The following is a 22,620-nucleotide window of genomic DNA, read 5'->3' as shown; positions in this document are numbered from 1 at the left end:
AGCTCACGTATCACTCGTGTGGGCCTACCCCTAAAATTCGGGTTACTTAACGGTAATTAGCGTCGGCATCGCAGCGTTTTGGAGCGTGAGAGACCTTGGCCGGATCGGCTGAATTCGACCTGTACCGCCCGTCCGAAGAGCACGACATGCTCCGCGACGCCGTCCGCTCGCTGGCTGAGGCGAAGATCGCGCCGTACGCCGCCGCGGTGGACGAGGAGGCCCGCTTCCCACAGGAGGCGCTGGAGGCCCTCGTCGCGAACGACCTGCACGCGGTGCACGTCCCCGAGGAGTACGGCGGCGCGGGCGCGGACGCCCTCGCCACCGTGATCGTGATCGAGGAGGTGGCGCGCGCCTGCGTGTCGTCCTCGCTGATCCCCGCCGTGAACAAGCTCGGCTCTCTCCCGGTGATCCTCTCCGGCTCCGAGGAGCTGAAGAAGAAGTACCTGGGTCCGCTCGCCAAGGGCGACGCGATGTTCTCGTACTGCCTGTCCGAGCCCGAGGCGGGCTCGGACGCGGCCGGCATGAAGACCAAGGCGGTCCGCGACGGCGACGACTGGGTCCTCAACGGCGTGAAGCGCTGGATCACCAACGCGGGCGTCTCCGAGTACTACACGGTGATGGCGGTGACCGACCCCGAGAAGCACTCCAGGGGCATATCGGCCTTCGTCGTCGAGAAGTCCGACCCGGGTGTCTCCTTCGGCGCCCCGGAGAAGAAACTCGGCATCAAGGGCTCCCCCACTCGCGAGGTCTACTTCGACAACGTCCGCATTCCGGCCGACCGCATGATCGGCGAGGAGGGCACCGGCTTCGCCACGGCGATGCGCACGCTCGACCACACCCGCATCACCATCGCCGCCCAGGCCCTCGGTGTCGCCCAGGGTGCCTTCGACTACGCCAAGGGCTACGTCAAGGAGCGCAAGCAGTTCGGCAAGCCGATCGCCGACTTCCAGGGCATCCAGTTCATGCTCGCCGACATGGCGATGAAGATCGAGGCGGCCCGCCAGCTGACGTACGCGGCCGCGGCCAAGTCGGAGCGCGGCGACAGCGACCTGACCTTCCAGGGCGCCGCTGCCAAGTGCTTCGCCTCGGATGTGGCGATGGAGGTCACCACGGACGCCGTCCAGCTGCTCGGCGGCTACGGCTACACCCGTGACTACCCGGTCGAGCGCATGATGCGCGACGCGAAGATCACCCAGATCTACGAGGGCACGAACCAGGTCCAGCGGATCGTCATGGCGCGCAACCTGCCGTAGCGCGCGGCCGGTTGCGGCAACGCGCGGGAGGTTCCGGGGCACCCTCAGGGGTGCCCCTTTCCTTGATACGGCAGGGTGGGGACATGAACCATCCGGCGACAACGGCGGAACTGCCGTCCTTCCCGTACCACCCGGACCCCCTGGCCACCGGCTCGGTGGTCACCGGGGACACCGAGTGCCTGTGCTGCGGGCTCCGGCGCGGGTATGTGTACGTGGGCCCCGTCTACGCGGTCGCGGACATCCGCGCCGAGCTGTGCCCCTGGTGCATCGCGGACGGCAGCGCGGCGGAGCGCTTCGAGGCGCAGTTCACCGAGGTGACGGGTGACGCACCGAGGTCGGTGGTCCACACCGTGGAGCGGCGCACCCCGGGCTTCTCCGGCTGGCAGCAGGAGCGCTGGTTGACGCACTGCGGGGACGCGGCGACCTATCTCGGCCGTGCGGGCACCAAGGAGCTCAGGAACCACCCGGACGCCGCGGAGAGCCTCCGCGAGACCCTCGGCGAGACGTTCTTCGCGTCCCTGGACGCCGACGGACAGCCCACCGCGTATCTGTTCCGCTGCCGCACCTGTGCGAGGCACCTGGCGTACGCCGACTACACCTGACGGCCCGGTGGGGTGCGGATCCGCACCGGCTGCCCGGAACGGATCCGCACCCCACCGACGGCGTGAGACGGGTGCGGGCCGCGGCGCGCGCCCGTCGGTTCAGCGATCCAGCTCTTCCAGCTTCGCGTTCGAAGGGCTGCGCTTGCCCTGGAGGTCGCGGGCCACGTCCTCGGCCGCGCTCACCACCCGTACCGCGTTCTGCCAGGTCAGCTTGGCCAGGTCGGATGTGGACCAGCTGCGGTCGAGCAGTTCGGCGATCAGGTTCGGGTAGCCCGAGACATCGCCGAGTCCGTCCGGAGTGAAGGCCGTGCCGTCGTAGTCGCCACCGATGCCGAGGTGGTCGACGCCCGCCGCCTCGCGCATGTGGTCCAGGTGGTCGGCGACCGTCGAGACCGTGGCGACCGGGCGCGGATGCCGCTCCTCGAAGGCCCGGTGGACCTTCATCGCCTGCGGGGTCGTGTCGAGGTGGTGGAAGCCGTGCGCGCGCATGTTCTCGTCCGCCGCGACTGTCCAGTCGACCGCGCCCTGGAGCACGAACTTCGGCACGAACGTCACCATCGCCACCCCGCCGTTGGCGGGCAGGCGCTCGAGGATGTCGTCGGGGATGTTGCGCGGGTGGTCGCACACCGCGCGGGCGGAGGAGTGCGAGAAGATCACCGGAGACTCCGTGGTGTCCAGCGCGTCCCGCATCGTCGTCACCGCCACGTGCGAGAGGTCGACCAGCATGCCGAGGCGGTTCATCTCGCGCACGACCTCACGGCCGAAGTTCGAGAGGCCGCCCGCCACCGGCCGGTCGGTCGCCGAGTCCGCCCAGGCGACGTTGTCGTTGTGGGTGAGGGTCATGTACCGCACGCCCAGCTCGTACAGCCCGCGCAGGGTGCCGAGGGAATTCGCGATCGAGTGGCCGCCCTCCGCGCCCATGAGGGACGCTATGCGGCCGTCCGCGCGCGCCGCCTCCATGTCGGCCGCCGTCAGCGCCCGGCGCAGGTCCGACGGATAGCGCTCGGTCAACTGCCGTACACAGTCGATCTGTTCGAGTGTCGCGGGCACCGGGTCGGGCAGATCGCTGCGCACGTACACCGACCAGAACTGCGCGCCGACCCCGCCCTCGCGAAGCCGCGGCAGGTCGGTGTGCAGGTGCTCGTTCTGGTGGTGGGCGATGTCGCGGGCGGCCAGGTCGTAGCCGACCTGCTCACGCAGCGCCCAGGGCAGGTCGTTGTGCCCGTCGACGACCGGGAACGCACGGAGCAGCTCCCGGGCTGCCTCCAGGGAAGGCGGGGTCATCGCGTCACTTCCCCGAGCCGAAGCCGAAGCCCGCCGATCCCTCGACCTTGGAGCGCAGGCGCTTGCCCTTCTCGGCGGCCTGGTCGCGCAGGTCCTGCTGGAAGTCCCGCATCCGCCCGAGGAGTTCCTCGTCGTGCGCGGCCAGGATGCGCGCCGCGAGCAGCCCTGCGTTGCGGGCACCGCCCACCGAGACCGTCGCCACCGGCACACCGGCGGGCATCTGCACGATCGACATCAGCGAGTCCATGCCGTCCAGGTACTTCAGCGGGACGGGGACGCCGATGACGGGCAGCGGGGTGACGGAGGCGAGCATGCCGGGCAGGTGCGCGGCACCGCCGGCTCCCGCGATGATCACCTTCAGACCGCGGTCCGCGGCGTGCTCGCCGTACGTGATCATCTCGCGCGGCATGCGGTGCGCGGAGACGACGTCGACCTCGTACTCGATCTCGAACTCGTCGAGGGCCTTGGCGGCGGCCTCCATGACGGGCCAGTCGGAGTCCGACCCCATGACGATGCCAACAACAGGGCTCATTCGGTGATGGTGCCTCTCAGGTAGCCGGCAGCGTGACGGGCGCGCTCCAGCACGTCGTCCAGGTCGTCGCCGTAGGTGTTGACGTGCCCGACCTTGCGGCCGGGTTTCACGTCCTTGCCGTACATGTGGATCTTGAGCTGGGGGTCGCGGGCCATGCAGTGCAGGTACGCGGAGTACATGTCGGGGTAGTCGCCGCCCAGCACGTTCACCATCACGGTCCACTTGGCGCGCGGACGCGGGTCGCCGAGCGGCAGATCGAGGACCGCCCGGACGTGGTTGGCGAACTGCGAGGTGATCGAGCCGTCCTGGGTCCAGTGACCCGAGTTGTGCGGGCGCATCGCGAGCTCGTTGACGAGGATGCGGCCGTCGCGGGTCTGGAACAGCTCGACGGCCAGGTGACCGACGACGCCGAGCTCCTTGGCGATCGTCAGCGCCAGTTCCTCGGCCTTGAGCGCCAGCTCGTCCTCGAGGCCGGGAGCCGGTGCGATCACGGTGTCGCAGACCCCGTTGACCTGCTGTGACTCGACCACGGGGTAGGCCACGGCCTGGCCGTGCGGCGACCGTACGACGTTGGCGGCCAGCTCACGTACGAAGTCGACCTTCTCCTCGGCGAGGACGGGCACACCGGCGCGGAACGGCTCGGCGGCCTCCTCGGCGGACCGCACGACCCACACGCCCTTGCCGTCGTAGCCGCCCCGGACGGTCTTCAGGACGACCGGGAAACCGTCGCCCTCCGCCGCGAAGGCGGCGACGTCCTCCGGGTCACCCACGATCCGGTGGCGCGGGCAGGGCACCCCGATCGCGTCGAGCTTCGCGCGCATCACGCCCTTGTCCTGAGCGTGCACAAGCGCCGCCGGGCCGGGGCGCACGGGGATGCCGTCCGCCTCCAGGGCCCGCAGGTGCTCGGTGGGCACGTGCTCGTGATCGAAGGTGATCACGTCACAGCCCCGCGCGAAGGCCCGCAGCGTCTCCAGGTCGCGGTAGTCGCCGATGACGACGTCATTGACGACCTGCGCCGCGGAGTCCTGAGGGGTGTCACTGAGGAGCTTGAACCTGATGCCGAGCGGGATGCCCGCCTCGTGGGTCATACGAGCGAGCTGGCCACCGCCGACCATGCCGACTACCGGGAATGTCACGCACCCAGGGTATCGGCCGCGCCGCCGCGGCCGGTTTCCGCCCTTTTCGCCCTTTGTGGGCTGTGTGAGGCGACTGGGAACACTGCTGGTGAGAGCTTTCTTTCCGTCCTCATGAACTGGTCCACGGGCAGGGCTCACGACCGCTGGTTAGCATGGCGGGGTTGACGGAACCGCTCGGCGCAACCTGCCGACCGGCCGATGCGATGGACCGACACGACCGATCAGGACGAGCGACGGGGGCTGGCAACACGATGGGCAGTGGTTCCACAGGCCTGAAGGTCAAACCTGAGAGCACTGTGCGCCGGCGGTTCGATCAGCTGATGCGCGAGATCGCCAAGTTCGGCGCGGTCGGCGGCGCGGGGTTGCTGGTCAACCTCCTCGTGTTCAACCTGGTGCGGCACGTCACCGGTCTCCAGGTGGTCCGAGCCAGCATCGTCGCCACGATCGTCGCGATCATCTTCAACTACATCGGGTTCCGCTACTTCACCTACCGGGACCGGGACAAGAGCGGCCGCACCCGTGAGATGACGCTGTTCCTGCTGTTCAGCGCGGCGGGCCTGGTGATCGAGAACGGCGTGCTGTACGTGGCGACGTACGGGTTCGGCTGGGACAGCCCGCTGCAGAGCAACATCTTCAAGTTCCTCGGCATCGGCCTCGGCACGCTGTTCCGCTTCTGGTCGTACCGCTCCTGGGTCTTCAAGGCGCTGCCGGCCGGTGAGGCCGTGGCCGGAGCGGAGTCGATACTCGAGGCGGCGGAGCGCCAGCGCCGGCAGCAGCAGCGCGTCAACCGCTGAACGGGCCATCACCCTACGCACACCCTCACGGGCCGGCCTCCGGCCTCTCGGCCACCCACCGCCTGCCCCACCGGGCCACTGGGCCACCGACGACGCCACGTCCCCCGGACCGCTCGCCGGGCCCCGCGCGTCCCAGCCCCGCCCGCCGTCCGTTCCGAGCCCCGCCAGGCCCTCCGCTACGCACCTCGGCCCGGCCCCGTACGGACACCAGCCGGCCCCGCATATCCCGGCCCACGGCCGCCCGGCGACCCCCGCGCGCAAGCCGCCCCACCGCCCGCCCAGCGGCCCCTGCGGGGCATCCCGCACCCGGCCCGGCGATACCGTCCCCCACCGCCCGGCGGCGTCTACTACCGGACTGTCGACTCCGTCCCGTCGTCGTCCGTCGGGGGCACCCGTAGCGGCGTGCGGGACAGGAACAGGCCGAAGACCGGTGGCTTGGCCTGAAGCATCTCCAGACGGCCTCCGTCGGCCTCCGCGAGGTCACGGGCGACCGCAAGGCCGATGCCCGTGGAGTTGCGGCCGCTGATCGTGCGCTCGAAGATGCGGGAGCCCAGTTCCGTGGGCACGCCCGGGCCTTCGTCGGTGACCTCCACCACCGCCTGGTTGCCGGTCACGCGGGTGCGCAGGGCGACCGTGCCGCCGCCGTGCATGAGGGAGTTCTCGATCAGCGCGGCCAGCACCTGGGCGACCGCCCCCGGGGTTCCCACCGCCCGCAGATGCCGTTTGCCGGAGCTGACGATGGCACGGCCCGCACTGCGGTAGGCGGGGCGCCACTCGGCGAGCTGCTGCTGGATGACCTCGTCGAGGTCGAAGGAGACGGCGGACCCGGTACGCGGGTCCCGGGCGTTGGTGAGCAGCCGTTCCACGACGTCCGTGAGCCGCTCCACCTGGGTGAGCGCGATGGTCGCCTCATCCTTCACCGTGTCCGGGTCGTCGGTGAGGGTGATCTCCTCCAGGCGCATGGAGAGCGCGGTGAGGGGCGTGCGCAGCTGGTGGGAGGCGTCGGCCGCCAGACGCCGCTCGGCCGTGAGCATGCGGGCGATCCGCTCCGCCGAGGAGTCGAGGACGTCGGCGACCCGGTCCAGCTCGGGGACGCCGTAGCGCTTGTGACGAGGTCGCGGATCACCGGAGCCGAGGCGCTCCGCGGTCTCGGCGAGATCGGTGAGCGGGGAGGCGAGGCGATTGGCCTGACGCACGGCGAGCAGCACCGCGGCGATGATCGCGAGCAGCGCGACCAGGGCGATGATCAGCAGCGTACGGCCGACTTCCCGGGTGACCGCGGAGCGGGGTTCCTCGACGCGGACGGTCTCGCCCTCCTCGCCCTTGGCGGTGGAGTGGATCACGTCGGCCGTGGGCTTGGCGCCGACCCGGATGACAGGCTGGCCGGGGATGTCGATCACCGCGTACCTGTCACCGGTGACCTGGGCCTTGAAGACCGGGGGAGTGACCTTCTCGTCGCCGAGGAGCCTGCTGTCCACGATGCTGGCGAGCCGCAGTGCCTCCGAGTCGACGCGCTCCTGGGCGCTGTTGCTGATCGTCCGGGTCTCGACGATCACGAGGGAGACCCCGAAGACGGCGATCACCACAAGGACGACCGCGAGGGTGGACTGGATGAGACGACGACGCACGGGGCCCTCCGGGCGGTGGCTTTACGACGACCAGTGTGCCTCGGGCACGGTCGGCACCCCGTGGTGGGGAGGCATGCGCCGAAGAGCGCGGGGAACCGCGCGACCGGCCGTCGACGGCGCGCGGTCGCACGCTCCGCACCACACGGACCGTCGCGGTGTGACACGCGTAGCGCCTGCGCGCCGCGGACGCCTTCGGCCGGGCTGCCCCGGCGGCGCCTAGTTCTTCTCGAAGCGGAAGCCCACGCCCCGTACCGTCGCGATGTACCGCGGGTTCGCCGCGTCGTCGCCCAGCTTCTTGCGCAGCCAGGAGATGTGCATGTCCAGCGTCTTGGTCGACGACCACCACGTCGTGTCCCAGACCTCGCGCATCAGCTGGTCGCGGGTGACGACCCGGCCCGCGTCCCGGACGAGGACGCGCAGCAGGTCGAACTCCTTGGCGGTCAGCTGCAGCTCCTCGTCCCCCATCCACGCCCGGTGCGACTCGACGTCGATGCGCACCCCGTGCGTGGCGGGCGGCTGCGACGGCTCGCTGGAGCCGCGCCGCAGCAGCGCCCGGACCCGGGCGAGCAGCTCGGCGAGCCGGAAGGGCTTGGTGACGTAGTCGTCGGCGCCCGCGTCGAGTCCGACGACGGTGTCCACCTCGTCGGCACGCGCGGTCAGGATGAGGATCGGCACGGTGTGGCCCTCGGCGCGCAGCCGACGGGCCACCTCCAGGCCGTCCATGCCGGGGAGCCCGAGGTCGAGCACGACAAGGTCGACACCGCCCTGCATGCCGGCGTCGAGCGCGGTGGGTCCGTCTTCGCGCACTTCGACCTCGTAACCCTCCCGGCGCAGGGCACGGGCCAGCGGCTCCGAGATGGACGCGTCGTCCTCGGCGAGCAGTACACGGGTCATGGGGGTGATGGTAGTCCGCCGACGACAGGAGCAGAGGTGTGATCGCAGGTGTGATCAACGCAAGCGGATTCTTACCTTCGGCTGCCATGATGCGCCCGCGCCGTCCGCGATCACGGAGCGGAGTCGGCCTTTTCGTGTCAGAGGCCCGCCCGCCGCTTGCGCCTTGGAATGCTCCTTGCGGTTCCCGCGTCACCTGTGATCCGTGTCTCAAGTCCTTTCGTGTCCGGCAGTGCGATGACGTATGGTGACCGGAACGCCTGTAGCACCATGAGGGACCTTTGGCGGATACATGACGCTGAAGGTCTCTTTCGCGTGCGGGCTGGTCCCCCTCCAGCCTTCGAAGGAATGACCTGTGGCCGGGCCTCGGCGCGTTGACGCGCGTAGAGGCGTGGATCCCGGTGGTCGACGTCCGGCGCTCCGTGACCTGGAGCGGACACCTCGTGGGCGTGAGGTGGACGACCGATCCCGCCGGTGCCGGCCGCCCCATCGGGCATGCGACCCCCGAGCCTCGGCCTCGATCGAGCAGGGGACCCCACGTGCACGCCCCGACAGCAAGGAACGACCATGGCGTCCAGCCTGACGAAGGACTCGGTCCGCCCGGGCACCCCCGGTCCCGAGAAGACCTTCTTCGGCCACCCCCGCGGACTGGCCACTCTCTTCATGACCGAGATGTGGGAGAGGTTCTCCTACTACGGAATGAGGGCCCTGCTCCCGCTGTACCTGGTCGCCCCCGGCGGCCTGCACCTGAACGCGGCCACCGCGACCGCGATCTACTCGGTGTACGTGTCGCTCGTGTACCTGCTCGCCCTACCGGGCGGCTGGTTCGCCGACCGCGTCCTCGGCCCGCGCAAGACGGTCGCCGTGGCCGGCTTTGTCATCATGCTGGGCCACCTCACCCTGGCCCTGCCGTCGGCCGGCACGTTCTACGCCGGTCTCGGCCTCGTCGCCATCGGCTCAGGTCTGCTGAAGGCCAACATCTCGACGATGGTCGGCCACCTCTACGAGGGCCCGGACGACGCGCGCCGCGACGGTGGCTTCACGATCTTCTACGTCGGCATCAACCTGGGCGCCTTCGCCGCGCCGCTGGTCATCGGCACCGTCGGTGAGAACGTCAACTGGCACCTGGGCTTCGCGCTCGCCGCGCTCGGCATGGCGCTCGGCCTCGGCCAGTACCTGCTCGGCGGCCGTCACCTGAGCGAGCGCTCGAAGGAGGTCCCGACGCCGCTGACCGCCGCGGAGAAGGCCTCGACGCTGCGCAAGTCGGCGATCTGGGCGGCCATCGCGGTCGTCTTCTACGCGATCGTCGGCTTCTCCGGTGTCTACACGCTGAACTGGCTGCTGGTCCCGATCACCGTCGCCGGTCTGGTCATTCCGATCATGGTGATCGCGCGGATCAAGCGGGACAAGGACCTGGACCGCGTCGAGCAGTCCAAGATGACCGCCTACATCTGGTTCTTCGTGGCCGCCGCCGTGTTCTGGATGATCTACGACCAGGGTGGCTCGACCCTGTCGATCTTCGCCGACTCCTCGGCCAAGAACACGATCTTCGGCTGGGACTTCCCCGTCTCCTGGTATCAGTCGGTCAACCCGGTCATGATCATGGCGCTGGCCCCGGTCTTCGCCTGGATGTGGCTGTCGCTGAACCGGCGCGGCAAGGAGCCGAGCACGGCGGTGAAGTTCGCCTCGGGTCTGGTCCTGATCGGTGCGTCCTTCTTCCTGTTCCTCGCCCCGCTGGGGATCGCCGACGGCGGCCACAAGGCCGCGGCGCTGTGGCTGGTCGCGATCTACTTCGTGCAGACCGTCGGTGAGCTGACGCTGTCCCCGGTCGGCCTCTCCGTCACCACGAAGATGGCTCCGGCGAAGTACGCCTCCCAGATGATGGGTGTCTGGTTCCTGGCCGTCACCGCCGGTGACGCCACGACCGGTCTGCTCTCCATCGCGGGTGTCGACCTGAACACGACGGGCATCGTGACCCTGGAGGCCGCGATCGCCGTGGTCGCGGGTGTCGCGGTGGTGATGTACCGCAAGAAGGTCAAGGAGCTCATGGGCGACGTGCACTGACGTCGGTCCCGGCTTCCGGAGGGCCGCCGCACCCATGGGGGTGCGGCGGCCCTCCGCCGTTCACCCGGGTCAGCGGGCGCGCCGGGGCAGGAACGTGAAGACCGCCCCGCCCAGCAGGATCGCCGTCCCGGCCACCAGGCCCAGCGCCTTCAGGGCGCCGTGGTCCTCCGCGCCCGTCTGTGCCAGGCCGCCCGAGGTTCCCGCGGAGGTTCCTCCCGATGTCGACGTGCCGCCGGACGCCCCGCCCGGCTGCTGCGAGGTGTCGAGGGTCAGCGACACCTCGGTCTTCGTCGGCGTGCAGGTCGTGGTCGTACCGAGGGCCTTGATGGTCAGCACACCGGGCGACAGCGTCGACTGCCCGCTCGCCCCCGGCTTGTAGGTGCCCGTCAGGTCCGGGATCTCGATCGGGTCGCCCGACTTGATGTCGTTCGCGTTCACCGGGCCCTCGACATGGACGGTGCCTTTGTCCGCGCCGCCCAGCACGACCTCCATCGACGGTTTGACCGAGCCCTTGGGAATGTCCGCCGGGCTGTTCATCACCGACTTCTTGAACTGGACCGTGAGAGCGAAGTTCCCGCCGTCCTTCTTGGCGTTGATCTGCACCGGTGACGTGGCGTTCTTGTCGCCGATGGGCGTCTTGCAGGCGTACGGGACCTGGACCTCCTTGCCGGTGAAGTCACTCTGCCCGCCGGTGCCGGAGTCACCGCCGTTCCCGCCGGTCTCGCTCGCGCTCGCCGTCGGTGTGGATGTGGACGGGGAGGAGCCGGTGGGCAGGCCGGTCGGCAGGTTCGTCGGCAGCGTCGGCAGCCCCGTCGGCAAGGTGGGGTTGATCGTCGGCTGGCCGCCCGAGCCGCCGCCGTCGGTCACCTTGATGGTCGCCGCCGGCTGCACCATCTCCTTCGGCGTGCACTTGGTGTCGGTCGAGATGGGCTTGTTGACGTTGACGTTGTACGCGTCCGGTGTGAGCGTCACCTCTCCGGCCGCGGTCAGCTTCACCTTGCCCGTCATGTCGGACAGCTTCATGTCGCTGTTCTTCGGGATCGCGGGGTTCGACCGCGGGCCCTCCATCGCGATGTCCGCGGTCTGTGCGCCGCCCGCCTTCAGCGTCCCCGTGGGCTTGACGGTGTCCTGGCCCAGGTCGAGCACATCGGGGTTCCTGGCGGCGGCCTGCACGAACTTCCAGGTGACGGTCACCTCGTCGCCCACCTTCGCCTCGGCGGGCGCCGTGATCTGCACCTTGGTGGTGCCCTCGACCGGCGGCAGGCCCGAGATCGCGGGCGGGATGCACTCGGTCTTGTAGGCCACCTCGGCGGCCTGTGCGGGTGCGGCCGCCACACCGAGCAGGACACCTGCCCCGCCCAGCATCAGCGCCAGACCGGCCGCGCCCGCCCTCCTGTTCCTGCCCCCTGCCGCAAGGGCTCTCCGTTGCGCGCTCACGTGTTTCCCTTCGTCGGGGTCGTCGGACTGTTCTGTTGCGGTGCGGAGAGCCGACCGTTCACCGCGGTACCCGGACCGGTGTCCGGGGTGAACCACGGCAGGGCCGAAGTGACGGAGGTGGCCGGGGCGGGCGAGGAGACGTCCGGCCCCGGCTTGCGCAGGGTGAATTGGGGCAGCCGCAGGGTCCGTGGGCCCGCCGTCTGCCTCGCCGTTCCGCGCGGCCTCACCCGGTCCACGACGGCCATGCCGATGCGGAAGAAGGCGGCCGGGACGACCACGCAGAGCAGGATCCAGAAGAGGGTCACGCCCCAGGGGCGGCCGACGCCCCACGGTTGTTCGGCGAGGACCTTGCCGCCGTACTCCAGCGAGACCGTGTAGTCGCCGTGGGCCCCCGCCGACAGCTCCACCGGCAGCTCGATCCGCGCTTTGTGCCCCGGCGCGACGGCGCCGTGCCACTGCTGTTCGTCCCACTGCGGGGCGAACACGCCGTGGGCGGTGCCGACCCGGAAGACGGGGTCCTTGACCGGCGAGGAGCCGACGTTGCCCACGGTGAAGACGAGCGTGCGGGCGGGCGGTGCCCCGAACCAGGTCAGCAGGCCGCCGGTGCCGTCCAGGCGGGTGTCCGTCAGCACCGCGAGGCGCCCGGTGGCGGGCTCGGCGGGCAACGGCTCCACGGGGTGGCCCGCGACCTGGAAGATCGCGTCGACGTCCGCCTTCGCCCCGGTGACGGTGGCGACGTGCACCACGCAGGGGCACGGCACAGGTGGCTCGGCCACCGGCAGCTGTCTGCGGAAGGCGCCCTGGGGGTCGGTCGTGACGGCCTTTCCGTCCGCGTTGGCGCAGGAGTTGGTGCCGCCGATCACCCCCCGGGAGGGCACGGACCGCCCGCAGATCAGGATCATCAGCAGGGTCCTGGGCCGCCACCCGCTGCCGCTCACGGTGATCGAACCCCCCGTCCCGGCTTGGGACGCGGACAGTTCGACAGCCGGTTTGTCCGCGTCCCAGGCGGGAGCCGACAGGGGCGCAAGGACGAGCACGAGGGCCGCCATCAGCGCCGGGATCCGCCCCTTCACGTCACCGCTCCCGTCAACTCGGCGTCCGTACACGTCCGGTCATCCGTCTCGCGGTCCGCCCGGCGGCGCCCGCGATGTCGTACGGCCACACCGGCGCCCAGGGCCGCGAGCAGCCCGCCGGCCGTCCAGGCCATCGCCCCCCAGGGCACGAACCATGCCGACGCGGACGCCGAACCGGACGCCGCGCCCGCCGCCGTGACGGTGAGTCGCACCTTCACGAAGTCGAACACCGGGTGGTGCGGCCAGGGTTCGGTGAGCCGGACCCGGTGGCCCGGAGGCAGTTCGAGAGGCAGCGCGCGCGGGGCGCGGTCGAGGACCGGGCCGAGGATCCCGTCGGCATGTACCGCAAGCCTCGGGGCGAGCACGGTGGTGCCGCGGTTGACCAACGCGTACGCGATGCGTCCGCCGTGCACCCGCACGTGCTCGACGGTCACCGCGGACAACACGGGTCCCCGCACGCGGAGCCGGAGACGGACCGCGGACGTGCGGCCGTCCGCGGTCGCCAGGATCGCGGCCGCGTGGTCGCCGGGGGCTGCGTCCGTGGGCACCGTCACCGAGAACGGCACGTCGGCACGGGTGCGGGCGGGGACCGTGACCGAGACCGTGTGCGCGGCGACCCTGCGCCCTCCTGTCGTACGCGCGAACCTGAGCCACGCTCCGGCCTCCACGGGCCTCGTACGCGCCGTGGAGCCGGCCTGCGCGGTGTCGCCGGCGTCGGCCCCGCTCAGCCGGACGGTCAGCGGCCCGCGGCCCGGATTGAGCACCGACACCGCGTCCTGCAGGACCGATCCCGGTTCCCCCTCCGCGTAGACGTACGGCCGCCCGCCCGCGCCGCCCGTCGCGGGCGCGACGGACCACCCGCCGTCGGCGCTCGCGCCGGGTGCGAGACCCAGCAGTGCCAGGGCGGCGACGGAGAGGCGGAGGACGTGGCGGAGGTACGGCATCGGCGGCTCCCGGGGCGAAAGGGGGGAGGTGCGCGCAGCGCTTCGCAGGGACGGTGGGCGGCGGGTACGGGACCGGGGTACGCCTCAGCGGCGTACCGCCTGGTTCCGGCGTGTCAGCCAAAGCACCCCGGCCGCACCCGCGAGCAGGACCGTCCCGCCGAAGGTGCCCAGAGCGATCGCGGAGTCCTCGGGGCCGGTCTGCGGAAGCTGTCCGGCGGAGTCCCCACTCGGGGCCGAGCCCGCGGAGCCACCGCCCGCCGCCGTGACGTCGAGGGTCAGCGACGGCCCCGGATGGCCGGCGGGCGTGCACGTGGTCGTCGTGCCGAGCGCCTTGATGGTGAGCACACCGGCGGTGAAGGTGACCTTGCCGGTCTTCTTCGGGGTGTACGTCCCGCTCAAGTCGTTGATCTTGATCGGGGTGTTGGCCGGGATGGCCGCCTGGTTGGCCGGGCCCGCCACCGACATGGTGCCGCTCTCGGCGCCGCCCAGATCGATGGTCGCGCTCGGGTTCATCGCGCCCTTGCCCAGTTCGACCGGGCTGGAGGAGACGCCCTTCTGCCAGGACATCGTGATCCTGTAGGCGCTGCCGTTCTTGACGGCCTTGATGTCGATGGGCGAGACGGCGCTCTTGGCGCCGATCGGCGTCTTGCACTGGTAGTTGACGTCGACGACCTCGGCCCGGGCCACGGGGGCGGTCAGCAGCACCGCCGAGCCGGCCAGGGCAGCGGCGGACGCGACCGCGACGGTTCGCTTGTGGTACGACACGGTCCCCTCATTCCTGACGGCACATCAGATCGGCCGTCAAGGTACGCCCGGGGCCCTGCAGAGGGAAGACACAGTGCGCACCGGATCCATGGCGATCCGGTGGGCGAGAAGTGATGTCGGGAGTGACGTGCGAAGGAGGGTTCGAACTGCGGTGACCGACGGTAAGCGCTAGGCGGGAGCGCCGAGCTCCGCCCACACTCTCTTGCCCGCGACCCCCGGTGAGCGCACGACCCCCCAGTCGAGGCAGAGCCGCTGCACGATGAACATCCCGTGCCCTCCGGGGCGGCCGGCGCGGTGCGGGGTGCGCGGTGTGGGCTGGCCCGCACCGCGGTCGGAGACCTCGACGCGAAGCACCTTCCTGTCACACGAGATCCACAGCTCCTCCGGCCCCTCGGCGTGCAGACACGCGTTGGTGACGAGCTCGGAGACGACGAGCAGCACATCCTCGGCCGCGGCACGCTGGTCGGCGCTGCCGGCGGGCAGCCAGCCCCATGCGTAGAGCGCCTGGCGGGTGAAGTCGCGGGCGAGCGGGACGACGCCGCTCTCTCCCTCGAAGCTCATCCTGCGCATCTGCCGGCCCGGGGGTGGCGCCCCCTCCTCGGGTGTGCCCGAGGAGGCACCCCCGGCGGACGGACCCTGCGCGGGGGTTCCGGAAGCGCCGCTGGGCTCGGGGCCGCGGTCGCCCGGCGAGTAGGGCCGGGTGGTGCTCATCAGCGCTTCACCTCACCGATTCACCAGTTCACGATTCAAGACTCAGTACGGGGCCGACGGGGGTCACCGTCGGTAGTTGCTTGCGCTGTTCGTACGGGGCTCTCCGTGTGCGGCTTTCGCCCTGGCTGCCGACATATTCAGCATGTCTCCTGCCCGACCGGGCCGCTGGAACACCCATGGATTCGGCCGGGAAACTGTGACGCGCGTAACGCACCGGTCACACAGTGACATCTGAGCCCCCGCCCGCTCTACTCGGCCAGAGCCGCGTCCAGCGTGTCGTGGACGGCGAAGACGGCGTCCGCCCCGGTGATCTCGAAGACCCGGGCCACGACGGGCAGCATTCCCGCCAGATGGACACCGCCGCCCGCGGCCTCGGCCTTCAGCCGGGCGGCGAGCAGCACGTTCAGCCCGGTGGAGTCACAGAACTCCAGCCGTGAACAGTCCACGACAAGGCGCGCGAACCCCTTCTCGAGGCAGTCCTCGAGTGGCTCGCGCAGCAGATCGGCGGTGTGGTGATCCAGCTCACCCGCCGGGGTCACGACGGCGCTCGTGCCCTCCTGCCGCACCTCGACCAGAAGCCGGCCCGACTGTGCGCTGCCGACCGTCCCGCGGTCCATGCCGTCTCTCTCCCGACCTTCGTGCCTGTTGGTGGACGCTCTCGAACACTACGCCTTCCAAACGGCTCTCAACACCCGAACAACCCTTCCAATTCGGACATTTCATCACAGAAAGCACTTGCGGTCGACTCGCGAAAGCAGGTAGGGCTAGAGGGACAGCCATTCGACACGGCCGGCTTCGGAGGCGCCGCACACCGCAGTGCAGTAGTTGGCATCGGCAGCCATATGCCGAGAACGATGGAGGACATCATGTCACCCCGGCTCGACGCATCGCAGACCCAGAGGGCGACGTCGACAACCCCCCTGGAACGACCGGATCACGACGGCACCCATGACCTCGCCCGCTTCGACGGTCTCTCCGAGCCCGACGGCCTGTACGGCCTCCCGGAGATCCCCCCGTACGACGAGGTGGGAGCGGTGGACGCGCGGGCCCTCTCCAAGACGCTCTTCGAACGGCTGGAGTCGCTCGAAGAAGGCACGCACGAATATTCGTACGTACGCAACACGCTCGTGGAACTGAACCTGGCCCTGGTGAAGTTCGCCGCCTCCCGCTTCCGCACGCGCAGCGAGCCGATGGAGGACATCATCCAGGTCGGCACGATCGGCCTGATCAAGGCCATCGACCGCTTCGAACTCAGCCGCGGTGTGGAGTTCCCCACCTTCGCGATGCCGACGATCATCGGCGAGATCAAGCGCTTCTTCCGCGACACCTCGTGGTCGGTGCGGGTCCCGCGCCGGCTCCAGGAACTCCGGCTCGACCTGGCCAAGGCCGGCGACGAACTCGCCCAGAAGCTCGATCGCGCACCCACGGTGACCGAGCTGGCGGAGCGCCTCGGTATCTCGAACGACGAGGTCGTCGAGGGCATGGCGGCCTCCAACGCCTACACCGCGAGCTCCCTCGACGCCCAGCCCGAGGAGGACGACTCCGAGGGCGCGCTCTCGGACCGCATCGGCTACGAGGACAACGGGCTCGAGGGCATCGAGTACATCGAGTCGCTGAAGCCGCTGATCGCCGAACTCACGCCGCGCGACCGCAAGATCCTGTCTCTGCGCTTCGTCGCCAACATGACGCAGTCGGAGATCGGCGAGGAACTCGGCATCTCGCAGATGCATGTGTCCCGCCTGCTGACCCGCACTCTGGGACGGCTGCGGAAGGGTCTCACGGTCGAGGAGTGACGGCCCACCTGACGTGATGTCTCCGTCCGGCGCCCCAATCGGCGCCGGACGGACGCATGTTGAGGACCCGCCAGGACATCCCCGACGCACGTCACGGACTCACTTCCACCTCTTGGTTACCAGGGGAAACCTCTTTCCCCGCGGGCCACAGTCCTCCACTATGGGTCACCCCCAAACTGGCCGGTAAGTCAGCGGAGCGGCGAACTGCGCCGCGCGGGTGCGAGGAGGCAGGTGGATGGCTCGGTCCGACGGGACGGGCAACGAGGCCGAAGCCGCGGGCGGGACATCCGCGGCGGACGACAGGGGTGAGACACCCACGGGTCCGTCCGACACACGGCTCACCGAGTTGCTGCGGGCGGACACCGCGACCTCGTACACGGCACTGCAGGAACTGCGCGCCCGCCACCGGGCCCCGGTCCTCGCCTACGCACGGCTGTGCACCACAAGCGAAACGGTCGCGCGGCAGCTGGCCGGACAGGCCTTCACCGCGGCGACCCGCGAAACAGCGCGCGGCGTCGACCCGGGCGTCCCCTGGCGGCACCGGCTCCTGCTGCTGACCGCCAGGCTGGCGCTGGCCTGGGCCGCCGACGAGCGGGCCGCGGGCCTCGACCCCGGTTTGCTCCTGGTGCTGAACACAGCCGGGCCGAAGAGTCCCGTCCCGCCGATGCTCGCGGCGTTCCAGTCCCTTCCGTCCCGCACCCAGGGCCTGATCTGGTACGGCCTCGTGGAACAGGAGCCCGCGGCGAGGACGGCGGGTTTCCTCGGCCTCCGGGTCCAGGACGTCGAGTACGGCGTCGGACAGGCCCTCCAATCCATGGTGCAGGCCTGTCTGAGAATGCGCCTCGCCGCATCCGACGATCCGCGCTGCGGCGACTTCCGGCGGCTGATCGAGGAGTCGGTACGGCCGGACAGCCCCCGTTACAGCGCCGATCTGTACGCCCATATGGCGCACTGCGCGTACTGCACGGCCGCCTACGAAGAACTCACCGCTCTGCGGGAGAACCCACGTGGCACGCTGGCCGATGGCCTGTTGCCATGGGGCGGCACGGCGTACATCGGGAACGGCACGAGCGAGCCGCTCGGCGTCACGGCCGCGACAGGGCGGCCCGCCTGGCCGCAGAACCGCCGGCTCGCCCTGGCCTCCACGGCTCTCGGACTGGCACTGGCGCCGCTGGTGATCTTCCTGCTGTCCTCGGGTGGCTCACCGGACCAGAGTGCGGCCGGCGCCTCCGTCAGCCCTCCGGCCGTCCCACCGGCGGTGACGGTCACCGCGACGGTCTCGGTGCACCCTTCCACGTCGCCGACGGCCTCCCCCACCCCCACACCCACGCCGACCCCCAAGTCACCTTCTCCCTCGCGGACTTCGAAGCCGCCGAAGCCGTCGCCGAAGCCGACCCCGACGGCGCACGCGCCGAACGGCTCCTTCGCCCAGATGGTGAATACCGCCTCGGGTCTGTGCCTGGAGGTCGCCGGAGACTTCGACAACGGCACGGACGTGGTCATGGTCCGCTGCACGTCCTCCCCCAGCCAGCGGTGGCGCGTCGACTCGGAACGCGGTGTCGTGCAGTCCGCGGCTGACCCCGACTACTGCCTGGACAGCCGCGGCTCCGTCTACAACGGCGTCGGCATCTGGACCTGCCACTCGGTCTACGGCTCCAACGGCCAGAACCTCAAGTTCGCCGTGGGCAGCGACGGTGTCATCCGCCCGGCCATCGCCGTCGAGACGGCGCTCACCGCGCACGACGACGACAGCCTGTCGCTGGACCCGCTGACCGGAGGCGCGGACCAGCGCTGGCGGGCGGGCGCCCCCTGACCGACGGCGACCGCGGCCGGGGCGCGCGCCCGGTCAGACCACGCGCCTGCCGCGCCGCCACACCTCGGTGACCAGCGGTACCCCCGGCCGGTACGCCAGGTGGACATGGCTCGGGGCGTCAAGGATCGCCAGGTCCGCGTACGCCCCCGGGGTGAGACGGCCGATGTCCGTGCGGCGCAGGGCCTCGGCTCCTCCCGCCGTGGCCGACCAGACCGCCTCGTCGGGGGTCATGTGCATGTCCCGGACGGCCAGTGCGATGCAGAACGGCACTGAGGACGTGAAGGACGAACCCGGGTTGCAGTCCGTCGACAGGGCCACCGTCACCCCCGCGTCCAGCAGACGACGGGCGTCGGGCCACTGCGCGCGGGTCGAGAACTCGGCGCCGGGCAGAAGCGTGGCGACCGTCCGGCCGTTGGCGAGCGCGTCCACGTCGGCGTCCGTCAGATGCGTGCAGTGATCGGCGCTGGCCGCGTCGAGTTCGACGGCGAGCTGCACTCCGGGACCGTACGAGAGCTGGTTGGCGTGGATGCGCGGGTGCAGGCCCTTCTCCTTGCCGGCGGTCAGGATCGCGCGGGCCTGGTCGCCGTCGAAGGCGCCCTTCTCGCAGAAGACGTCGATCCACCGGGCGTACGGGGCGCACGCGTCGAGCATCTCGCCGGTGACCAGTGCCACGTACGCGGCCGGGTCGTCGGCGTGGTCCGGGGAGACGACATGGGCGCCGAGATAGGTGACCTCGTCCGTGTGCGCGGAGGCGATGCGCAGGGCGCGCGCCTCGTCCTCGACCGTCAGGCCGTAGCCGGACTTGGTCTCGAAGGTGGTGGTGCCCTGGCGGAGGGCCTCGGCGAGGTAGCGGACGAGATTGGCCTCGAGGTCCGCGTCCGTCGCCGCCCGGGTCGCGGCCACCGTGGTCCGGATGCCGCCCGCCGAGTAGCTGCGGCCCGACATACGGGCGTTGAACTCCTGCGTGCGGTCGCCCGCGAAGACGAGGTGCGAGTGGGAGTCCACGAAGCCCGGGATCACCGCCCGGCCGCCCGCGTCGACCCGGTTGTCAGTGGCGGGTGCTTGGCTTGACTCACCGATCCAGGCGACGCGGTCGCCGTCGACGACGACGGCCGCGTCCTGGATCAGTCCGAGGGGGGAGGCTCCCCCGTTCTCGGATGTGCCCGAGCCGGGGGACCCCCGTCCGAGGGAGGGATCGTTGGTGACCAGGCTGGCGATGTTCGTGATGACCGTGCTGCTCATGGTTTCCTCGTGGGTGGCCGGGCCGGTGGTGGGCGTCAGGCACGCAGGGCTTCGACGGCGTCCGCCAGCGCCCGCGGCACATCCGGTACGAGCGTGTGCACCCCGTCGCGTACGACATGGCGCCCGCCCACGACCGTATGGCGCACATCCGCTGCCGTCGCGGCGAATACGGCCGTCTCGGCGCCCTGCCGGGGCAGCGGCCCCGCGGTCCTGACCGAGTCGAGCGCGATCGTCGTGAAGTCGGCGAGTGCGCCGGGCTCCAGGACGCCCGCGTCCTGCCAGCCGAGTGCCGCGTGCCCGTCCTCGGAGGCGGCGCGCAGCAGGGCCGCGGCCGTCCAGTGCCCGCGCGTACGGGTGCGCAGCCGCTCGTTCAGCTCCATCGCGCGCGCCTCCTCCAGGAGGTCGATCACGGCGTGGCTGTCGGAGCCCAGGGAGAGCGGGGAGCCGGCCGCCTGCAGGGCCTTGGCCGGGCCGATGCCGTCGGCGAGGTCGCGTTCGGTGGTCGGGCACATACAGGTGCCCGTGCCGGTGGAGCCGATCAGCCGGATGTCCTCGTCGGTGAGATGCGTGTTGTGGACGCCGGTGGTGCGCGGCCCGAGGACACCGTGGTCGGCCAGGAGGCGCGTGGGGGTGCAGCCGTGGGCCTCCAGGCAGGCGTCGTTCTCCGCCGTCTGCTCGGACAGGTGCACATGCAGCGGGGCCCGCCGCTCCTCGACCCAGCGCGCCACCGTGGCCAACTCCCCCGCGGGCACGGCCCGTACGGAGTGGATGGCCGCACCGATCCGCGCGTGATCCCGTTCCTTGAGAACTGAACAGCGTTCGGCCCAGGCGTCCGCGGTGCCGTCGGAGAAGCGGATCTGGTGGGCGTTTGGCGGCTGTCCGAAGCCGGAGGACAGATAGGCGGTGTCCAGGAGGGTGATGCGGATGCCGGCCTCGGCGGCGGCGTCGATGAGGGCCTCGCCCATGGCGTTGGGGTCGGCGTACCGGGTGCCGCCCGGGGCATGGTGCACATAGTGGAACTCGCCGACGGCGGTGACCCCGGCCAGCGCCATCTCCGCGTACACGGCGCGGGCGAGCGCGTGGTACGTCTCGGGGGTCAGCCGGTCGGCGACCGCGTACATGCCCTCCCGCCAGGTCCAGAAGGTGCCGGAGCCGACCTGGACCGTGCTGCGCAGGGCGCGGTGGAAGGCGTGCGAGTGGGCGTTGGCGAGCCCGGGGAGGGTGAGTCCGCGCAGGATCTCGGCGCCGGCGGGCGGCGTGCCGACGTCAGTGTGGACGGCGGTGATGCGGCCGTCCGCCACATCGAGGGCCACACCCTGCTCGACGACCGGGTCGAGCCAGGCGTGCTCCAGCCAGTACGTCCGTGTCACCTGGACATCAGCCCTTCCAGTACGTCGGCGAGTGCGGTCACCCCGGCCAGGCAGTCGTCCTCGGCGGCGTACTCGGCCGGGGAGTGCGACACACCGGTGGGGTTGCGCACGAACAGCATCGCGGTCGGGATGCTCGTGGAGAGGATCCCGGCGTCGTGTCCGGCCCCGGTACCCAGGACGGGAACGGTCAGGCCGGCGTCCTTGCCGAGGATGCGCGCGAGTTCGTCGCGCAGGGCGTGGTCGAACTCGACGACGGGCGTGAAGGACTCACGGACGACGTCGAGGTCGACCCCGTGGGCGTCGGCGTGCTCACGGGCCGCCTTCTCGATGCCGCCGACGACGATGTCGAGGCTCTCCTGGTCGGCGGCGCGGGAGTCGAGCCAGCCACGGACCAGCGAGGGGATGGCGTTGACACCGTTGGGCTCGACGGCGATCTTGCCGAAGGTGGCGACGGCACCGGCGAGCGCGGCCTCGCGGCGGGCGGCGAGGACGGTCTCGGCGTACGGCAGCATGGGGTCGCGGCGGTCGACGAGCCGGGTCGTCCCCGCGTGGTTGGCCTCGCCACGGAAGTCGAACCGCCACCGGCCGTGCGGCCAGATGGCGCTGGCCACGCCCACCCGGTCGCCGCTCAGGTCGAGGGCGCGGCCCTGCTCGACGTGCAGTTCGACGAACGCGCCGATGCGGCCGAGCCGCTCCGGGTCCGGCCCGATGGCGTCGGGGTCGTGTCCGGCGGCCTCCATGGCCCTCGGCAGCGTGACGCCGTCGCCGTCGGTCAGCCGGTGCGCCTGCTCCCGGGTGAGCTGCCCGGCGGCCAGCCGCGACCCGACACAGGCGAGCCCGAACCGGGCGCCCTCCTCGTCCCCGAAGTTGACGATGGCGAGCGGCCTCGTGAACTCGACGCCCCGGTCGCGCAGTTCGTCGTGGGCCGCGAAGGAGGACACCACCCCGAGGGGCCCGTCGAAGGCGCCGCCGTCGGGTACGGAGTCCAGATGCGACCCGGTGACCACGGCGTCCCCCGCGGCGGGATCGCCGAGCCAGGCCCACTGGTTCCCGTTGCGGTCGACCTCGTAGCCGAGCCCCCGGCTGCGGGCCTGCTCCTCGAACCAGGCCCGGCATTCACCGTCGACGGGCGTCCAGGCGAAGCGGCGGTAGCCGCCGGAGGCGGAGCTGCGGCCGATCGGCCCTTCCGCTGGGCCGGATGCGGCCGCCGGTCCAGGTGATCTCGGAGACGGCGTCGGTGATGGTGCCGTCGTCCGTCTTGACCGGTGTCTTGAGCTTGGTGGTGGTC

The 22,620-nt window shown here is 70.9% G+C and carries 20 protein-coding genes and 1 pseudogene; 6 read left to right on the top strand and 15 right to left on the bottom strand.

The genetic code is table 11. The features are described from left to right. The first annotated feature begins 95 nt into the window (after positions 1-95). A complete protein-coding gene (locus ACWDA7_RS21785; RefSeq protein ID WP_450605886.1) occupies positions 96-1,253 on the top strand; it encodes an acyl-CoA dehydrogenase in 1,158 nt (385 codons plus the stop codon). An 83-nt stretch (positions 1,254-1,336) separates the two neighbouring features. Further along, positions 1,337-1,855, top strand: coding sequence for a CbrC family protein (locus ACWDA7_RS21780; RefSeq protein WP_450605885.1), 519 nt, complete (start codon positions 1,337-1,339; stop codon positions 1,853-1,855). Between the two features lie 99 nt (positions 1,856-1,954). Here the strand turns inward: ACWDA7_RS21780 and ACWDA7_RS21775 are convergent, their stop codons facing one another. From ACWDA7_RS21775 to ACWDA7_RS21765, 3 genes are read right to left on the bottom strand one after another with little or no spacing between them, the layout of a single operon-like run. Continuing rightward, positions 1,955-3,139, bottom strand: coding sequence for a dipeptidase (locus tag ACWDA7_RS21775; protein WP_450605884.1), 1,185 nt, complete (start codon positions 3,137-3,139; stop codon positions 1,955-1,957). Positions 3,140-3,143: 4 nt separating this feature from the next. Then, complete coding sequence (gene purE / locus ACWDA7_RS21770) at positions 3,144-3,671, bottom strand: 5-(carboxyamino)imidazole ribonucleotide mutase (RefSeq protein ID WP_359403456.1); 528 nt, start codon at positions 3,669-3,671, stop codon at positions 3,144-3,146. Continuing rightward, positions 3,668-4,807: a 5-(carboxyamino)imidazole ribonucleotide synthase gene (locus tag ACWDA7_RS21765; protein WP_450605883.1), complete on the bottom strand. Its 1,140-nt coding sequence runs from the start codon at positions 4,805-4,807 to the stop codon at positions 3,668-3,670. The genes purE and ACWDA7_RS21765 overlap by 4 nt, the downstream gene beginning before the upstream one ends. 251 nt (positions 4,808-5,058) lie before the next feature. Here ACWDA7_RS21765 and ACWDA7_RS21760 point away from each other — a divergent pair, with 251 nt between their 5' ends. After that, positions 5,059-5,601 carry a GtrA family protein gene (locus tag ACWDA7_RS21760; protein ID WP_450605882.1) on the top strand — a complete coding sequence of 181 codons (543 nt, stop codon included), beginning with the start codon at positions 5,059-5,061 and terminating at the stop codon, positions 5,599-5,601. A gap of 347 nt (positions 5,602-5,948) precedes the next feature. Here the strand turns inward: ACWDA7_RS21760 and ACWDA7_RS21755 are convergent, their stop codons facing one another. Both ACWDA7_RS21755 and ACWDA7_RS21750 read right to left on the bottom strand, forming a co-directional pair. Further along, positions 5,949-7,229 carry an ATP-binding protein gene (locus tag ACWDA7_RS21755; protein WP_450605881.1) on the bottom strand — a complete coding sequence of 427 codons (1,281 nt, stop codon included), beginning with the start codon at positions 7,227-7,229 and terminating at the stop codon, positions 5,949-5,951. A 216-nt stretch (positions 7,230-7,445) separates the two neighbouring features. Then, positions 7,446-8,123, bottom strand: a complete 678-nt coding sequence (locus ACWDA7_RS21750) for a response regulator transcription factor (protein WP_359403468.1) — start codon at positions 8,121-8,123, stop codon at positions 7,446-7,448. A gap of 564 nt (positions 8,124-8,687) precedes the next feature. Between ACWDA7_RS21750 and ACWDA7_RS21745 the strand changes: the two genes are divergently transcribed. Then, positions 8,688-10,184, top strand: coding sequence for an oligopeptide:H+ symporter (locus ACWDA7_RS21745; protein ID WP_450605880.1), 1,497 nt, complete (start codon positions 8,688-8,690; stop codon positions 10,182-10,184). A gap of 69 nt (positions 10,185-10,253) precedes the next feature. On the opposite strand, the gene ACWDA7_RS21740 is transcribed toward ACWDA7_RS21745, so the two are convergent. The 6 genes from ACWDA7_RS21740 to ACWDA7_RS21715 form a co-directional block, all read right to left on the bottom strand. Further along, positions 10,254-11,549: a hypothetical protein gene (locus tag ACWDA7_RS21740; protein ID WP_450605915.1), complete on the bottom strand. Its 1,296-nt coding sequence runs from the start codon at positions 11,547-11,549 to the stop codon at positions 10,254-10,256. A 68-nt stretch (positions 11,550-11,617) separates the two neighbouring features. Then, entirely contained in the window at positions 11,618-12,670 is a 1,053-nt protein-coding gene (locus ACWDA7_RS21735) for a hypothetical protein (RefSeq protein ID WP_450605914.1), read from the bottom strand. A 20-nt stretch (positions 12,671-12,690) separates the two neighbouring features. Next, a complete protein-coding gene (locus ACWDA7_RS21730; protein ID WP_450605879.1) occupies positions 12,691-13,638 on the bottom strand; it encodes a hypothetical protein in 948 nt (315 codons plus the stop codon). Between the two features lie 84 nt (positions 13,639-13,722). Then, a complete protein-coding gene (locus tag ACWDA7_RS21725; protein WP_450605878.1) occupies positions 13,723-14,403 on the bottom strand; it encodes an LPXTG cell wall anchor domain-containing protein in 681 nt (226 codons plus the stop codon). 168 nt (positions 14,404-14,571) lie between these two features. Then, on the bottom strand, positions 14,572-15,114 hold the full coding sequence (locus tag ACWDA7_RS21720) for an ATP-binding protein (protein ID WP_450605877.1): 543 nt from the start codon (positions 15,112-15,114) through the stop codon (positions 14,572-14,574). A gap of 248 nt (positions 15,115-15,362) precedes the next feature. Continuing rightward, the gene (locus tag ACWDA7_RS21715) at positions 15,363-15,731 is read right to left on the bottom strand and encodes an STAS domain-containing protein (RefSeq protein WP_359409433.1); all 369 of its coding nucleotides are present in this window, start codon (positions 15,729-15,731) and stop codon (positions 15,363-15,365) included. 237 nt (positions 15,732-15,968) lie between these two features. On the opposite strand from ACWDA7_RS21715, the gene ACWDA7_RS21710 reads away from it, so the two are divergent. Both ACWDA7_RS21710 and ACWDA7_RS21705 read left to right on the top strand, forming a co-directional pair. Beyond that, positions 15,969-16,907: an RNA polymerase sigma factor SigF gene (locus ACWDA7_RS21710; protein ID WP_450605876.1), complete on the top strand. Its 939-nt coding sequence runs from the start codon at positions 15,969-15,971 to the stop codon at positions 16,905-16,907. A gap of 235 nt (positions 16,908-17,142) precedes the next feature. After that, complete coding sequence (locus ACWDA7_RS21705) at positions 17,143-18,720, top strand: ricin-type beta-trefoil lectin domain protein (protein WP_450605875.1); 1,578 nt, start codon at positions 17,143-17,145, stop codon at positions 18,718-18,720. Positions 18,721-18,753: 33 nt separating this feature from the next. Here ACWDA7_RS21705 and hutI read toward each other — a convergent pair whose 3' ends face one another. From hutI to ACWDA7_RS21685, 4 genes and pseudogenes are all read right to left on the bottom strand, one after another. Beyond that, on the bottom strand, positions 18,754-19,962 hold the full coding sequence (gene hutI, locus ACWDA7_RS21700) for an imidazolonepropionase (RefSeq protein WP_450605874.1): 1,209 nt from the start codon (positions 19,960-19,962) through the stop codon (positions 18,754-18,756). A gap of 35 nt (positions 19,963-19,997) precedes the next feature. Further along, positions 19,998-21,332 carry a formimidoylglutamate deiminase gene (locus tag ACWDA7_RS21695; RefSeq protein WP_450605873.1) on the bottom strand — a complete coding sequence of 445 codons (1,335 nt, stop codon included), beginning with the start codon at positions 21,330-21,332 and terminating at the stop codon, positions 19,998-20,000. Beyond that, complete coding sequence (locus ACWDA7_RS21690; RefSeq protein WP_450605913.1) at positions 21,329-22,510, bottom strand: allantoate amidohydrolase; 1,182 nt, start codon at positions 22,508-22,510, stop codon at positions 21,329-21,331. Before ACWDA7_RS21690 ends, ACWDA7_RS21695 begins: the two co-directional genes overlap by 4 nt. A gap of 13 nt (positions 22,511-22,523) precedes the next feature. Beyond that, positions 22,524-22,620 (bottom strand): annotated as a pseudogene (locus ACWDA7_RS21685) (DUF1775 domain-containing protein); the annotation flags it as partial.

It is taken from the genome of Streptomyces sp. NPDC001156, from assembly GCF_053598275.1.
The sequence above is the reverse complement of the archived record's forward strand: the minus strand, read 5'-3'. Positions and strand labels throughout refer to the sequence as shown.